The organism is Bradyrhizobium sp. 40 (genome assembly GCF_023100925.1).
GTDB lineage: Bacteria > Pseudomonadota > Alphaproteobacteria > Rhizobiales > Xanthobacteraceae > Bradyrhizobium.
In genome coordinates this window covers 6,181,747-6,196,640 of the sequence record NZ_CP064688.1, presented here as the reverse complement: position 1 = coordinate 6,196,640, position 14,894 = coordinate 6,181,747, and the positions used below count along the sequence as shown (strand labels likewise).

Genomic DNA, 14,894 nt, shown 5'->3' with positions numbered 1-14,894 from the left:
TCGGTTCGCCTTAACCATCGCCACACGGGGCGATGGGTCTGAACTTCGCCAGGACGACGCCGATTGGGCGTTTGAATCCCCTCGATCCCCGCTTGCCGCCGGCAAAATTCGAGGCTATGTCCTCTCCCTCACGCTCCCTTCGTCTAGCGGTTAGGACGCGGCCCTCTCAAGGCTGAAACAGGGGTTCGATTCCCCTAGGGAGCGCCATTTTTCCTGCCAGACTGGGCACTTCGAAAACCGGCCATTTCCGCTTGTAGCCCCAACCGGCGTGCGCAGTTCGCACGGCTCGGCGCGGGCGCTCTCCTAAGCGATCGTGCCGTCGATCGAGCGGCGGATCACCCGCTGTACTTCTGCATTCGACAGAAACAGATCGTGGTTGATGATGCCCCAGCCCTCCTGCGAAGCATCGACCACGCGCACACCGAGCTGCGCGATGACGGCTTTCTCGGCGGCGCCGACCCTGGTCATTCCACCTGCGATCTGTCCCGACAGGGCCAGGGCGCGATCGTTCGTGGAGGCGATCACGGTGATCTTGCCGGCAAGCGGACCGATGCGGTGGATCGCCGACGAGAACACGTCCATGTCGATATCGGGCGCGGCAAACACCACCGCGCCGATCTTGCTCGTCACTGTGTCGCCGTATCGCGCATAGAGCTGACGCAGGCTTTCGAGCGACAGCATGGTTCCCATGCTGTGCGCAACGATGTTCACGCGGCCGGTGCCTGGCGCCGACACGAGGGCGGAGAGCACGCGCTCGAACTCGTCGCGGGACCACATCGCACTGTCGCGGTCATAGGCATAGTCGAACAGTCCTGCCTTGGAGGGCCAGGAGAACACCATGGTCCGGCCGCGGAACTTGATTCCATCGGAGAGATGGGCGCCATCCAGCACCGCCGTCTCGAAGGTCTGCTTGAAGCCGTGCACATAGATCAGCACGTCTCCTCCGCCGGCCTGCGCAACGAGATCGCCAACGTCTGCCGACACCGGTTCGAGCCGATCAAGGCGCCAATCGCCAAGTCCAACCGAGGCCAGAGAAAGGCGGCTCTCGTCCGGCGCCCCCAGCTTCGCCCGCGCGACTGTCATGGTCGTCGCGCGCTCCGGCCCGAACCAGGGCTTCGTGCGACCGCCGTTCACCGGCTTGCGCGTGGTGATGACGAGCAATGTGGGGTCAAGGGATAGCGATGACGCGTCGAAACGCGCCCCGGTCGCACCCAAGCCGGCGCATCCGCCGAGCGCGAGGGCGGTCCCTGCCGACATAAATCGGCCGAGGAGAGCGCGGCGCGAAATAGAATGACGAGGGTCGCGATGCAGAAGAGGTCGAGCGATCACACAAAACCTTTGGGAACTTTGCCCACCGTAGCGCCCCATCTAACTTCGTGAATGACAATGGGGGCGAGAAGACGGCGGAGCTGCTTCGCGGTCCATTGCACGGTCGTGGCGTCCGTCGTCTCCGACGGCCGGGCGAAACAGACGCAAACGCAAGTCAACCCGTCATATCAAAAATATTCCACTTTGCCGAAATTCGGAAATGTCGTATGTGTCGGCCATCCCAGCCCACAAAAGGGGCGGTCGTACGTCGTCACGAACGCGGGTTGGGAATTGCGGTGGACGCGGTCGGCGTTAAAGGCGGGCTTGCTTGCAGGGCGAGATGAACCTCGTGAGCATGGCACGAACCGCATCGACGGACGGCGCTTTTGGCGAAGCAGGCATGTCCTGCGAAGCCGTGAGGCGAAGCAGGAAGCTCGCGTACGGCGAAACCGTGTGGTCCTGGCCGTCGTTGCTACGGTCAAGCCTTTGCGAAGGCGTCAGCGCGTCTCAACCGGCGCGGTGCTGAGCATTTCGTGGAGGTGACCGAGGCAAGAAGGAACTCGTCTCCGGGGAGAGCACGGCATAGACCGTCAAAGCATCGCGCAGGGAAGGCCTGGTCTCGGCTGCCCTGTGGCTCCCCTGTGCATCGCGTGTGCAATCAGTTCGCATGGGGGTTTTTATGGGTGCCAGCCGGCACCCGGTCTTCCCTGCGCCCTTTCTTCTCGAGGGGTGAAGCGAGAAGCATAGCTCGGGCAAACCTGCCGCGAGACTGTGAGCGCGTATCCGCGACCCGCATGTGAATTGACCTCCCTTCGAGCCTCCCTTTCGAGCCTCCCTTGCGAGCATGATGCGTCGGCATCGGTGGAGGTGGTCGTCCCTCCGGGAATCTGCCTTGATGCGAATTCAGCGTGAGGGAGTGACGATATGAGCGGCTTGGTGATCTCTGGCGGTCGGGTGGTGGATCCCGCCAGCGGAATGGACGCGATTGGCGATGTGGCGGTGATGGACGGTAAGGTCGCCGCGGTCGGAACGGGGCTCGGCAGTGCCGAGCGGGTGATCGACGCGACGGGGCTCGTGGTTGCGCCCGGCTTCATCGACCTTCATGCGCACGGCCAGTCGCTCCCCGCGGATCGCATGCAGGCGTTCGACGGCGTCACGACGACGCTAGATCTCGAAGCCGGCGTGCTCCCGGTCGGGTCCTGGTATGAGCGCCAGGCGCGGAAGGGACGCGTGCTGAATTACGGCGCCGCCACCAACTGGGCTTTCGCGCGCATCGGCGCGATGACGGGCTCCAACGCCGAGAGCTCGCTGGAGGCGTTCGGCAACGCCATGCGCGATCGCCGCTGGATGGACAACGTGGCGAGCGATGCGGAGGTCGCCGGCATTCTGGAGCGCCTTTCGCGCGGCCTGAACGAGGGCGGCATCGGCATCGGCATCTTGAATGCCTATGCGCCGGGCGCCGGCGTGCAGGAGCTGACCGCGGTCTGCCAGCTCGCGGCCACGCAGGACGTGCCGACCTTCACGCATGTCGCCTACATGTCGCGCGTCGACCCCGAGAGCGCGGCGGAAGCCTATATCCGCCTGATCGGCTATGCCGGCGCCACCGGCGCGCGCATGCACATCTGCCATTTCAACTCGTCGAGCAAGACCGACGTCGAGCGCTGCCGCGTGCTGATCGCGAAAGCGCAGGCGCAGGGCCTGCCCATCACCGTCGAGGCCTATCCCTACGGCACCGGCTCGACCGTGCTGGCGGCTGCGTTCTTCGGCGACCCCGAATTCGTCGAGCGCAACGGCACCGGTTATGATTCCGTGCAGCGGGTCACCGACGGCCATCGCTTCAGCGATCGCGAGGAGCTCCTGAAGGCGCAGGCTGACGAGCCGTCGTCGCTGGTGCTGTGGCACATCCTCGACACCGAGAACAATGCGCATCACCGCGACCTCCTCGACATGTCGGTGCTCTATCCCGGCGGCGCCATCGCCTCCGACGCGATGCCGTGGACGACGTCGGACGGCAAGACCTACACCGGCGATGCCTGGCCGCTGCCGGATGACGCCACCTCGCATCCGCGATCGGCCGGCTGCTTCACGAAATTCATCCGCGAATGGGTGCGCGAGCGCAAGACCGTGTCGCTGCTCGAAGGCGTACGCAAATGCGCGCTGATCCCGGCGGAGATCCTGTCGCAGAGCACGCCCGCGATGCGCGCCAAGGGCAGGCTCGCGAAGGACGCCGATGCCGACATCGTCGTGTTCGATTACGAGAAGCTCTCGGATCGTGCGACCTTCACGGCGATGAACCGCCCGTCCGAAGGCGTGCGGCATCTGATCGTCAGCGGCGAGATACTAATCAGCGATGGTGTGCTGGACGTGGCGGCGCGGCCCGGCCGTCCCGTGCGCCGCCCCGTCGTCGGAGGCTGAGACATGCCGGTCCCCGTTCTCCTGGTGACGGGTTTCTTGGGGGCCGGCAAGACCACTGTCGTGAACCATCTGCTGGCGCATGCGGAGGGGCGGCGGATCGCCGCTGTAGTCAACGATTTCGGTGCGATCAACATCGATGCCGAGCTGATCGCGGGTGCGAGCGACGGCGTGGTTAGTCTCGCCAATGGCTGCATCTGCTGCACGCTCGAGGGCGACCTCCTGCGCACGCTCGCGACGCTGCTGCGGCGTGATCCGAAACCGGAGTACATCGTCATCGAGACCAGTGGCGTCGCTGATCCCGCCGACATCGTCCGCAATTTGATGGACCCCGTGATCCTGCGTGAGGCGCCGCTCGAAACCGTGCTCTGCGTGATGGACGCGACGACACCGCCCGCCGCCCTGGACGACGCGCTGCATCGTTCGCAGCTGCGCGTCGCCGACATCGTGGCGCTGAGCAAGCTGGATCTGGCGGACGAGGGTGCGGGTGGGCGGATGCGCGAGGCCATCCGCGCGCAGCGCGTTCCTGCCGTGGTGGTCGATGCGCCGCACGGCGAGATTCCGTCCGCGCTGCTGTTTCCCGCGACCGTCCATCGGGCCCCCGCGCGACGCGAGTCCGGACCGCGACGGCCGGCAGAGCAACGCTTCGAAACGCTGAGCTGGACCTCGGACCAGCCGATCTCGCTGCCCCGCCTGCAGCAGGCGATCGGCCGGCTTGCGCCAAAACTCGCGCGGGCAAAAGGCCTGTTCGAGACCGTCGAGCAGCCCGGGCGCCAGATGGTGTTTCAATTCGCCGCCGGCCGCGCCACGCTGGCGCCGGGTGAAGCCGGGCTCGCCGTTGGTGATGCCACCGCTCTGCCGCGCGCGCGGATCGTCTTCATCGCCGAGCTCGGGGTGCTCTCGAAGGCGGAGCTCGACGGGATCATGGAGACGTGCGTTGGATCGGTGAAGCTATAAGCTCAAGCGAATTGCGCAACGCCGTGGCCGACGGACCAGTTCTCCGCGGGCGCATCGAGGACGTTGACGAACACGTCCTCGGGGCGGATGCCAGGGTTTTCGCCGAGCAGATCCGCGATCCGCCGGTACAGGGCCTTCTTCTGCTCGGGTGTGCGCGAGGCGAATACGGTGATCTGGATCAGCACGGCATCGTCGCTGCGCGTGACGCCGGAGGCGTTGCCGCAGCGGAAGTTCGCGGGCGAAAGCTCGCTAATGGTCATGAACTCGTCGCCTTCGGGGACGTTCAGCGCCTCGCGCATGGCGCGGTAGAGGCCGTCGAGGATCGCCTTCCGGTAGGCTTCCGGCTTTCCGGCGCGCATCGAGATGTGGAGGAGAGGCATCGCGAATTCCTCATTGACGAAAGGCTGCGTGGGCCCCAGTTTGTTTTTGACGCGGCGTCAAGAAAACATGTTTTTGACATCGTGTCAAATATGCCTGGCGGGAGCAAAGCTTGAGGCCGCGCGAATTCGACCATGACGATGTCCTGCGCATCGCCTTCGACCAGTTCTGGCGCAAGGGCGTGCGCGGCACCTCGCTGTCGGACATCGCGCGCGACGCCGGTGTGCAGCGCGGCAGCCTCTACAACGCCTTCGGCAGCAAGGAGGCGCTATTCCTGCAGGCGTACGAGCGCTATGCGGGAGACTATCTCGTCGCTTTGCAAAAGGCGCTCGGTGCGGGCAGCTTGCGAAAGCGCCTCACCGCGTTCTTCGACCTGACCATCAGCAACTTCCGCGCGGGCTCGCCGCCGCGGGGATGTCCGACCACGCGCGGCTTGATGGAGCTCGGCGCGGCCGAAGGCGAGGGGCTGGACGAGGAGGCGCGGCAGGCCTTCGCGAATCTCATCTCGCGCATCACTGTTCTGGTTCAGGAGACGTTGTCGGCGGGTGCGGCGCGCGGCGAGTTCAGCGGCAATTCCGCGGCCGCGGCACTGCACATCATCACCGTGACGCGCGGCCTCGCCGTGCTCGAACGCGCCTTCGGCGACGAGCCGCAGCTGCGCAAGATCGCGTCCCTCACCATCGATCTCGTGCTCGGCAAGAAGGGCGGCTAGGTGTCAGCAGACCGCGAGCGCGTTAACCGCCCTGGTTGTCGCAATCCCGTTCTCGTCGCCGACGAACTGGCAAACGGCAGATTCGAGCTCACCTGGCTGGTTGCCGCGCGCCACCGCCAGCAGCCGCATCAATTCCGCCTCGTCCTTCGACAGGCGCCGGCACGACGGCGGCATGAAGCACAATTGGCAGGGCCGACCGCTGCGCAGGATTCTGACGAGCGCGGCAACGCGTGCGACCAGCAGCGGGCTGTCGGCGATGCAAGGCGCCTCGTCGGCAAAGCGATAGGCCGCCTCCCAGCAATCGGCCGCGCCGGTCGCATAGGCGGCAGCGATGAACCGGAACAGCGAGAGCGTGACGCGGCCAAAATCATCGTAGCTCTCGAAGTCAGGCCGCGTCGCAAGCGCGACCCGAAGCGGACAGAGCCGCGCCTGGCCGGCTTCCGTGACAGACACAGCGCCGCAACTGTCCTGCATCATGCGCGATCTCGTCAGTGCAACGTGGGGCTTCCGACCAGCCAGCTCTTCATCGCCATTGTCCGGTCGTGGTCGAAAGACGGAACGTGTCGGTCGGGCAGGATGAGACCCGCCATGCGGAAGATCGTTGCAAGCCCGCGCACGGGTGCGAGAGCCCAATCGGCGCTGACCGGCGGTAGCCAGCATTCGAACTGTTCGCGCGCGATATCATCGCGCTCTTTCTGCGCGGCGGCGATTGCCCGCAACATCCCGTGCTCGCTGTCGGACATGCGCGGGCAGGTCGGGCAGTGCACCGCGATCGCCGTATGCGCCGTGCAGGCAAGGATCTCGATGATGGATTCCAGCGACGGCACGGCGTCGCCCACGCGAAAATGGTCGTACACTTGCTGGATGTCGGCCGCGGTGGGAACAGCGCTTCCGCTGCGTGCCTTGGCCCGAAATCCCCAGATGAAGAGCCGCTCCGCCGCGCTCAGCGCCGGAAGGTCGAGGGACCCTGTCGATGTCGATTGATGCATTGAGCCTCTGGCCTCCGGCTGCGCCCGCGCCCCGGGCTGGCGCTGATGATCTACGCGATCGTTCCGTCGGAGCCCCCTGCAAGTCAACGCTCGGAGGGGCGATGTCGAGGTCTTCTAGTTTTGAAGAGTTCGCATCTCGGATGCAGCCCGCCTCGTGAACCTGCCAGGCCGTCCGGGGCATGCCGGTAGGATCCTACGGAGTTTGCGGGGTTTTGCGGGAACCGAATGCTTAAAGCTTTGCTAAGGGACGCGGGATAAACTGGCATATCAGCCCTTCCAAATCTTGCGAGCACCGATGTTTTTCTCCCGCATCAGTTTCAAGCTGGTCCTGATTGTCGGCATCAGCCTCCTTGGCATGATCGCGCTGGCGCCGATCGCGCTCTCGACGCTGCGCGCGCAGATGATCGCGGACCGTGAGGCCAAGACGCAGCACATGGTCGACGTCGGCTACGGCATCCTGGCGCACTACCAGAAGCTCGAGAGCGAAGGAAAGCTTCCACGCGAGCAGGCGCAGGCCGCCGCGATCGCGGAGATCAAGAGCCTGCGCTACGACAAGGTCGAGTATTTTTGGCTGAACGACATGACCCCCAAGATGGTCATGCATCCGATCAAGCCGGAGCTCGACGGCAAGGATCTCTCCGGGATGAAGGATCCGTCCGGCAACGCGCTGTTCGTCGGCTTCGTTGACGTCGTCAAGAAGCAGGGGGCGGGCTTCTACAGCTATCTCTGGCCGAAGCCCGGCTTCGACCAGCCGGTCGGGAAAATCTCCTATGTGAAGGGCTTTGCGCCCTGGGGCTGGATCATTGGCACCGGGATCTATCTCGACGACGTCGACGCCGTCTTCCGCCAGAATGCGATGACCTTCGCCTTGGTGTGCCTGGTCGTGTTCGTGCTCGTGCTCGGCGCCTCCTTCGTGATCGGCCGCAGCGTGACGCGGCCGCTTGCGAAGATCACCGCGCTCACCGAGCGCCTCGCCTCCGGCGATAGCGCGTTCGACGTGCCCCATACCGACCGTCGCGACGAGATCGGCGGGCTCGCCAAGGCGCTGGCCGTGTTCAAGGACAATGCTGCGGAGGTCGGCCGGATGCACACTGAACAGCAGGAGACGAAGCAGAAGGCCGACGAGGAGAAGCGCAGGACGATGACCGATCTCGCCGGCAAGTTCGAGGCGAACGTTCAGGCCGTCGTCCGCGACGTCTTCAACGAGGCGCGCGCGATGCAGCAGGCCGCGCAGGGCATGTCCGAAACCGCCAACAAGGCGACCGACCGCGCGAGCTTCGTCGCCACCGCCTGTCAGCAGGCTTCGAGCAACGTGCAGACGGTGGCCTCCGCCGCCGCGCAGCTGTCGTCCTCGATCACCGAGATCAGCCAGCGCGTCGCGCAGGCCGCGACGGTCGCCGACAAGGCCGCCGCCGACGGTCAGCGCACCAACGACACCGTGCAGGGGCTGGCTGCCGCCGCGCACAAGATCGGCGAGGTCATCGACCTCATCAACCAGATCGCCTCGCAGACCAATTTGCTCGCGCTCAATGCCACCATCGAGGCAGCGCGCGCCGGCGAGGCCGGCAAGGGGTTTGCGGTGGTGGCAAGCGAAGTGAAGTCGCTGGCGAGCCAGACCGCGAAGGCGACCGACGAGATCGGCGCGCAGATCACCGCGATCCAGGCCGAGACCAACCAGGTCGTCGGCAACATCGAGAGCATCCGCAGCACCATCATGGAGGTCAACGAGATCTCCTCGTCGATCGCCGCAGCGGTCGAAGAGCAGGGCGCCGCGACCGCGGCGATCGCCAACAGCGTAAGGGAGGCCGCCTCCGGCACCGACCAGGTTTCGCAGAACATCTCGGGTGTGACCGATGCGACGGCGGAGACCGGCCAGGCCGCCGGCCTCGTGCTGCAATCGAGCGGCCGGCTATCGCAGAAGCTGCAATCGCTGGAAGACGAGGTCAGCGCTTTCGTTGCAGGGGTGCGGGCGGCTTAGTATAGCAGGGGGATGGGCCAAACTTCCTATCGGCGCGCGCGCATTCTCCTGATCAATCCAAACAGTTCCGTGGCGACCACCGAGATGATGGTCGCCATCGCGAGGTCGGCCACCGTGGACGGCTTCGACATCGACGGCGCGACCGCAACGCGCGCGCCGCAAATGATCGTGACGCCGGATGCGTTGGATGCAGCTTCCACCGAAGTTCTGGAGATCGCGCAGTCGAACCGGCATGCATGCGACGGCATCATCGTCGCGGCGTTCGGCGATCCCGGATTGGCCGGGATCAAAGCCGCGATAGAACTGCCCGCGGTCGGCATCGGTGAGTCCTCGATGCTGGCAGCTGCCGAGAACAGCCGCCGCTTCGGCGTGGCGACCACGACGCCGCTGCTGGAAGCGAAGATCGACGCCTTGCCGGACGCGCTGGGGCTGCGATCGTATTACACCGGCGTCCGCTTCGCGGAGGGCGATCCGCAGGAGCTGATGCGCGATCCGGCGCGGCTGCGCGCAGCGCTCGCCGGCGCGGTCGAGGCCTGCATCGCGCAGGATGGCGCGGAGGCCGTCATCATCGGCGGCGGGCCGCTGGGCGAAGCTGCGCGCGAGCTTCAGCCGATGTTCACCGTGCCGATCATCGCCCCGATCCCGTCTGCCGTGGCGCGGATTATTCGCCTCATCACGGCGCAAGCGACCGACTGAAATTCCGGCCCGCGGGAACGGTCGTCGCGACCGGCGTTCTTGCCCTTGACGGCCTCGGTTAAAGTGACGAAGCAGAACCATCGGACCTGCCGACCCGCGCCTGGGCACGCGGGCATGGAGACGCTGCATGTCGTTCAAGAAGCTCCTGATCGCCAATCGCGGCGAGATCGCCATCCGCATCGCGCGCGCCGCAGCCGATTCCGGCCTCGCAACGGTTGCGATCCATCCCGCGGACGATGCGCTGTCGCTGCATGTGCGGGTTGCCGATGAGGCCGTTGAAATCCCCGGCCGCGGCGCACGGGCCTATCTCGACATCGAGGCCGTGGTGAAGGCGGCAATGGCGTCCGGCTGCGACGCCGTGCATCCCGGCTACGGTTTCCTCAGCGAGAACGCTGCATTCGCCACGGCCTGTGCCCACGCTGGCCTTGCCTTCGTCGGGCCGAAGCCGACGGCGCTCGAACTGTTCGGCGACAAGGTGGCGGCACGGCAACTGGCAAAGCGCTGCGGCGTGCCGATCATTGCCGGCACCAGCGGGCCGTCCTCGCTGGAGGACATCGCGGCGTTCTTCGCCTCGCTCGGCAGCAACGCGGCGATCGTGATCAAGGCGATGGCCGGCGGCGGCGGGCGCGGCATGCGCGTGGTCGAGCGCGCTGCCGATCTGGCGGAGGCCTACGCGCGCTGCCAGTCCGAGGCCAAGGCCGCGTTCGGCTTCGACGGCGTCTATGCCGAGCGGTTGATCCGGCAAGCGCGCCATATCGAGGTGCAGATCATCGGCGACCGCCACGGTGCGATCTCTCATCTTTGGGAACGCGAATGCACCATCCAGCGCCGGCACCAGAAGCTGATCGAGGTGGCGCCCAGCCCGTCGCTCGGCGACGGCTTGCGTGGCCGTATCATCGAGGCGGCGAAGCAACTCGCCGTGGCCGCGTCGTACGACAATCTCGGCACGTTCGAGTTCCTGGTCGACGGCGCCGCCGAAGACAGTTTTGCCTTCATCGAGGCCAACCCGCGGCTCCAGGTCGAGCACACCGTGACGGAAGAGGTGCTGGGTCTCGACCTCGTCCGCGCCCAGCTCGCGGTCGCCGCCGGTGCCTCGCTTGCCTCGGTCGGCCTGGCGCAAGGCTCGATTCCGAAGCCGCGCGGCTATGCCATGCAGCTCCGCGTCAACATGGAGACGCTGGACGAGCTAGGGGCGACGCACCCGACCGGCGGCGTGCTTGCCGTGTTCGAGCCGCCGTCAGGCCCCGGCGTCCGCGTCGATAGTTTCGGTTATGCCGGCTACAAGACCAGCGCCGCCTTCGACTCGCTGCTGGCAAAGGTCATCGTGCATACGCCTGGTGAAGCCTGGCACGACGTCGTCGCCAAGGCTTCGCGTGCCTTGCGCGAGTTTCGGATCGACGGCGTCATCACCAATATCGGCTTCCTCCAGGCCGTGCTGGCGCATCCCGACTTCCGGTCCAACCGGATCGCGACAGACTTCATCGATCGCAATATCGGCAAGCTCGTCGAAGCCGCGGATGGCGCGGCCAAACCACTCTATTTTGTGGCAACGGAGCGAAGCGGCGGTCCCGGCACCGAGGCGCATACGGCACAGACCGTGCCCGAAGGGACGGTAATGGTCGCGGCGCCCCTGCAAGGCACCATTGCCACTATTCAGGTGAAGGAAGGCGAGGTCGTGCGCCCGGGCCAGCAGCTCGCCGTGATCGAATCCATGAAAATGGAACATCTGGTCATGGCCGAGCAGGGCGGCCGCGTCATGCAGCTACTCGCCGGCGACGGTGACACGCTGATGCATGGCGAGCCGATCATGTATCTGGAGCCGCTCGACGTTGCGGCGGACGCGTCGGCAACGGAAACCGATATCGATCTCGACCAGATCCGTCCCGATCTCGCCGAACTGATCGCGCGCCAGGCCAACACGCTCGACGAAAATCGCCCTGCCTCGGTCGAGCGCCGCCGCAACACCAATCAGCGCACCGCGCGCGAGAATGTCGCGCAGCTCGTCGACGACGGCTCGTTCATGGAGTACGGCAGCCTTGCGATCGCGGCGCAGCGGCGCCGGCGCAAGCTCGACGATCTCGTCAAGAACACGCCGGCCGACGGCCTCGTCATGGGCGTCGCGACCGTCAACGCCGAAAAGTTCGGCCCTGAAGGCGGTCGCTGCATCGTCGTGGCCTATGACTACACCGTGCTCGCGGGCACGCAGGGCCACATGAACCACAAGAAGATCGACCGCATGCTGACGCTCGCGGAAGATTGGCGCGTGCCGCTGGTGTTTTATGCCGAAGGCGGTGGCGGCCGGCCCGGTGATACCGATCGGCTCGGCACGACCGGCCTCGATGGTCCATCCTTTGTGCAGTTCGCGCGGCTCTCGGGTCTCGTGCCGGTCATCGGCGTGGTCTCCGGTTACTGCTTCGCCGGCAATGCCGCGATGCTCGGCTGCTGCGATGTCATCATCGCCACCAAAAACGCCTCGATCGGCATGGGGGGCCCCGCGATGATCGAGGGCGGCGGGCTCGGCATCTATCACCCGGCCGAGGTCGGGCCTGTTACGTTCCAGTCGCCGAACGGCGTCATCGACATTCTCGTCGAGGACGAGGAGGAGGCGACGCGTGTTGCGCAAAAATATCTGTCTTATTTCCAGGGGGCGGTGACGGACTGGCAGGCCGCCGACCAGCGGCTGCTGCGCCGCGCCATCCCCGAGAACCGCCTGCGCGTCTACGACATCCGCGACGTGATCAACCTCGTCGCGGACAAGGATTCCGTGCTGGAGCTGCGCCGCGATTACGGCGTCGGCATGATCACCGCGTTGATCCGCATCGAGGGCAGACCGTTCGGCCTGATCGCCAACAATCCGCGCCATCTCGGCGGCGCGATTGACGCAGATGCCGGCGACAAGGCCGCGCGCTTCCTCCAGCTCTGCGACGCCTTCGATCTGCCGATCGTCTCGCTGTGCGACACGCCCGGCTTCATGGTCGGTCCGGAAGCCGAGAAGACGGCGATCGTACGCCACGTCTCGCGCATGTTCGTGACGGGCGCGAGCCTGACTGTGCCGCTGTTCGGCATCGTGCTGCGCAAGGGCTATGGGCTCGGGGCGCAGTCGATGATCGGCGGCGGCTTCCACGCCTCGTTCTTTACCGCGGCCTGGCCGACCGGCGAATTCGGCGGCATGGGCCTGGAGGGTTACGTCCGCCTCGGCTTCCGCAAGGAAATGGAGGCGATCGCCGACCCCGCCGAGCGCGAGACTTATCATCGCAACAAGGTCGCCGAGCTCTATGCCAACGGCAAGGCTGTCTCGATCGCCTCCGTGTTCGAGATCGACAACGTCATCGATCCCGCCGAGACGCGGCGTTGGATCATGGCGGGCCTGCGCTCGGTGCCGAAGCCGCCGGCGCGGAATGGAAAGAAGCGGCCGTGCATCGATACGTGGTGAGGGCGGTGCAGCAATTCCGATTTGCGCTTCGCCGCCTTCCTGGTTCCCGATTGACATCCCCGCCTGCGGTGCCAGACTTTGCACAATAATATAGGGTGGAGACGTCCGCGATGGCCAGCCTTTCGGCCTCGAACCATGTCGCCCGCGTCTTGTCCGTCGCCAATCACGTGGCCGACGTCGATGCCTCTTCGCGCATTGCCAATTCCTGGCGGCGTTGCCTGGTCAGCCACAAGCTCGATCCCGCCCGTCAGGGGCCGCCGCAGACGCTCACCGAAGCCGAGATCCGTCACGTCGCCGAACCGATGGAAGAGACGATCCGGCTCGCAACGCCGGAGCTCGACGACCTCGCCCGGGTGCTGCGCGATGCCGGCTATTGCGTCAATCTGGCAGACGTGAACGCAACCATGCTGTTCAGCCGTCTGCCCGGCGAGGCCGACGCAAGACTGTTCATGGACTGGAAGATCTACACGGGGTCGAATTTTTCCGAGGCTTTTGAAGGCACCAACGGGCTCGGTACCGCGCTCGCCGAGCAGAAGCCGATCCTGGTGCATCGCGACGAGCATTTTCGCGCGCAGTGGCACATGTTTTCCTGCGCCGTGACGCCGCTGTTCGACCAGGCCGGACGGCTCGCAGGCGCCGTGAACATCACTTCCTGCCGCGAAGACCTCGAGCGCACCGCGCATCAGCTCGCGCTCGCGGTGACGATGGAGGCGACGCGGCGCATGGAGGGTGCGATCTTCCGCGGTCATTTCCGCAACGCATGGATCGCGACCGTACCGGGCGATGGCGGCAGCGGCCTGCTCGCCTATGACGACGATCGCCGCATCGTCGGCGCCTGCCGTTCGGCGCGCGCGCTGCTGGGTCTCACCGACGGCTTGATCGCATCCGGCATCGATCTGTCGCGCTACGTCAAGTTCGACCATCCCGCCGCGCGCGACGCAGACGATCTCGTCGAGCTGCGCCGGGCCGATGGCACTCCGTTGGGGCATGGCCATGTCGCGCCGCCGCTGCGAGCGAGAGTCTCGAGCCGTCCGCTCGCGCCGCGCCGCGATGCACAGGTCGATCGCTTCGATGCTCTGCAGCGGCTCGCCGGCCGCGATCCCGGCCTGATCAGGAGCGTGAAGCGACTTAGAAGCATCGGCGATCGCAATCTGCCGGTGCTGCTGCACGGCGAGACCGGCGTCGGCAAGGATGTGTTCGCCCGTGCCATTCACGCAGCCGGCAATCGCGCGCGCCACAACTATGTCGCACTGAACTGCGCGGCGATGCCGGAAAGCCTGATCGATGCCGAGCTGTTCGGTTACGAGGCCGGTGCCTTCACCGGCGCGCGCCGCGACGGCTCGAAGGGTCTGATCGTGCAGGCCGACGGCGGGACGCTGTTCCTCGACGAGATCGGCGACATGCCGATCGCGCTGCAGACGCGGCTGTTGCGCGTGCTGGAGAACCGCGAAGTGTGGCCGCTCGGCGCGCTGAAGCCCGTGCCGGTCGACATTCGCCTGATCAGCGCCACCCATCGCGATCTCGGCCGCATGGCCGAGGAGGGCGCCTTCCGCACCGACCTCTATTTCCGTCTGCGCGGCATGGAGGTGCGGCTGCCGGCCTTGCGCGAGCGCGCCGACCGCGACGACGTCATCCGCCAGATCGCGCGCGAGGAAGCGCCGAACTGCTCCCTCTCGGACGAGGCCTGGGCGCAACTGGCGGCCTATCCCTATCCCGGCAACATGCGCCAGCTCCGACATGTGCTGCGGCTCGCCGGCTGCACGGCGGAGGACGGCGTGATTACCGATGCCGATCTCGATCTGCCACCGTTTGGCGGAAGGGCGGTGGAAGCGGATCTGGCCGCGGCGGAGCGCGCCACGATCGTGGAGACATTACGCAAGCATGGCGGCCGTGTAACTGAAGCGGCGCGCGCACTGAGGCTCAGCCGGGCCACGCTCTATCGTAAGATCAAGCTGTTGAAGATCGAGACGACGCAGTAGTCCTCAACTGCGTGCGGCGCACATTCGTCCTTCTCCCGCAAGGGGAGAAGGA

The 14,894-nt window shown here is 66.0% G+C and carries 11 protein-coding genes and 1 tRNA gene; 8 read left to right on the top strand and 4 right to left on the bottom strand.

All coding sequences use genetic code 11. The annotated features are described in order from the left end of the window. The first annotated feature begins 132 nt into the window (after positions 1 to 132). A tRNA-Glu gene (locus IVB40_RS29625) sits at positions 133 to 207 on the top strand. A 96-nt stretch (positions 208 to 303) separates the two neighbouring features. On the opposite strand, the gene IVB40_RS29620 is transcribed toward IVB40_RS29625, so the two are convergent. Further along, positions 304 to 1,329: an alpha/beta hydrolase gene (locus IVB40_RS29620; RefSeq protein WP_247817133.1), complete on the bottom strand. Its 1,026-nt coding sequence runs from the start codon at positions 1,327 to 1,329 to the stop codon at positions 304 to 306. Between the two features lie 903 nt (positions 1,330 to 2,232). On the opposite strand from IVB40_RS29620, the gene IVB40_RS29615 reads away from it, so the two are divergent. Next, positions 2,233 to 3,723 carry an amidohydrolase family protein gene (locus IVB40_RS29615; RefSeq protein ID WP_247817132.1) on the top strand — a complete coding sequence of 497 codons (1,491 nt, stop codon included), beginning with the start codon at positions 2,233 to 2,235 and terminating at the stop codon, positions 3,721 to 3,723. Between the two features lie 3 nt (positions 3,724 to 3,726). Further along, the gene (locus IVB40_RS29610) at positions 3,727 to 4,677 is read left to right on the top strand and encodes a GTP-binding protein (RefSeq protein WP_247817131.1); all 951 of its coding nucleotides are present in this window, start codon (positions 3,727 to 3,729) and stop codon (positions 4,675 to 4,677) included. Between the two features lie 2 nt (positions 4,678 to 4,679). On the opposite strand, the gene IVB40_RS29605 is transcribed toward IVB40_RS29610, so the two are convergent. Beyond that, positions 4,680 to 5,057, bottom strand: a complete 378-nt coding sequence (locus tag IVB40_RS29605) for a tautomerase family protein (RefSeq protein ID WP_247817130.1) — start codon at positions 5,055 to 5,057, stop codon at positions 4,680 to 4,682. Between the two features lie 110 nt (positions 5,058 to 5,167). Here IVB40_RS29605 and IVB40_RS29600 point away from each other — a divergent pair, with 110 nt between their 5' ends. After that, positions 5,168 to 5,767, top strand: a complete 600-nt coding sequence (locus IVB40_RS29600) for a TetR/AcrR family transcriptional regulator (RefSeq protein WP_247817129.1) — start codon at positions 5,168 to 5,170, stop codon at positions 5,765 to 5,767. 3 nt (positions 5,768 to 5,770) lie between these two features. Here the strand turns inward: IVB40_RS29600 and IVB40_RS29595 are convergent, their stop codons facing one another. Beyond that, positions 5,771 to 6,244 carry a hypothetical protein gene (locus IVB40_RS29595; RefSeq protein WP_247817128.1) on the bottom strand — a complete coding sequence of 158 codons (474 nt, stop codon included), beginning with the start codon at positions 6,242 to 6,244 and terminating at the stop codon, positions 5,771 to 5,773. Positions 6,245 to 6,255: 11 nt separating this feature from the next. Then, positions 6,256 to 6,606, bottom strand: coding sequence for a hypothetical protein (locus IVB40_RS29590; protein WP_247817127.1), 351 nt, complete (start codon positions 6,604 to 6,606; stop codon positions 6,256 to 6,258). 445 nt (positions 6,607 to 7,051) lie between these two features. Here IVB40_RS29590 and IVB40_RS29585 point away from each other — a divergent pair, with 445 nt between their 5' ends. The 4 genes from IVB40_RS29585 to IVB40_RS29570 all read left to right on the top strand — a co-directional run bounded on the left by IVB40_RS29585 (position 7,052) and on the right by IVB40_RS29570 (position 14,842). Next, the gene (locus IVB40_RS29585) at positions 7,052 to 8,734 is read left to right on the top strand and encodes a cache domain-containing protein (protein ID WP_247817126.1); all 1,683 of its coding nucleotides are present in this window, start codon (positions 7,052 to 7,054) and stop codon (positions 8,732 to 8,734) included. 12 nt (positions 8,735 to 8,746) lie between these two features. Continuing rightward, complete coding sequence (locus tag IVB40_RS29580) at positions 8,747 to 9,430, top strand: aspartate/glutamate racemase family protein (RefSeq protein WP_247817125.1); 684 nt, start codon at positions 8,747 to 8,749, stop codon at positions 9,428 to 9,430. Between the two features lie 127 nt (positions 9,431 to 9,557). Continuing rightward, positions 9,558 to 12,863, top strand: a complete 3,306-nt coding sequence (locus tag IVB40_RS29575; protein ID WP_247817124.1) for a carboxyl transferase domain-containing protein — start codon at positions 9,558 to 9,560, stop codon at positions 12,861 to 12,863. A 110-nt stretch (positions 12,864 to 12,973) separates the two neighbouring features. Continuing rightward, a complete protein-coding gene (locus IVB40_RS29570) occupies positions 12,974 to 14,842 on the top strand; it encodes a sigma-54-dependent Fis family transcriptional regulator (RefSeq protein ID WP_247817123.1) in 1,869 nt (622 codons plus the stop codon). Positions 14,843 to 14,894 lie beyond the last annotated feature (52 nt).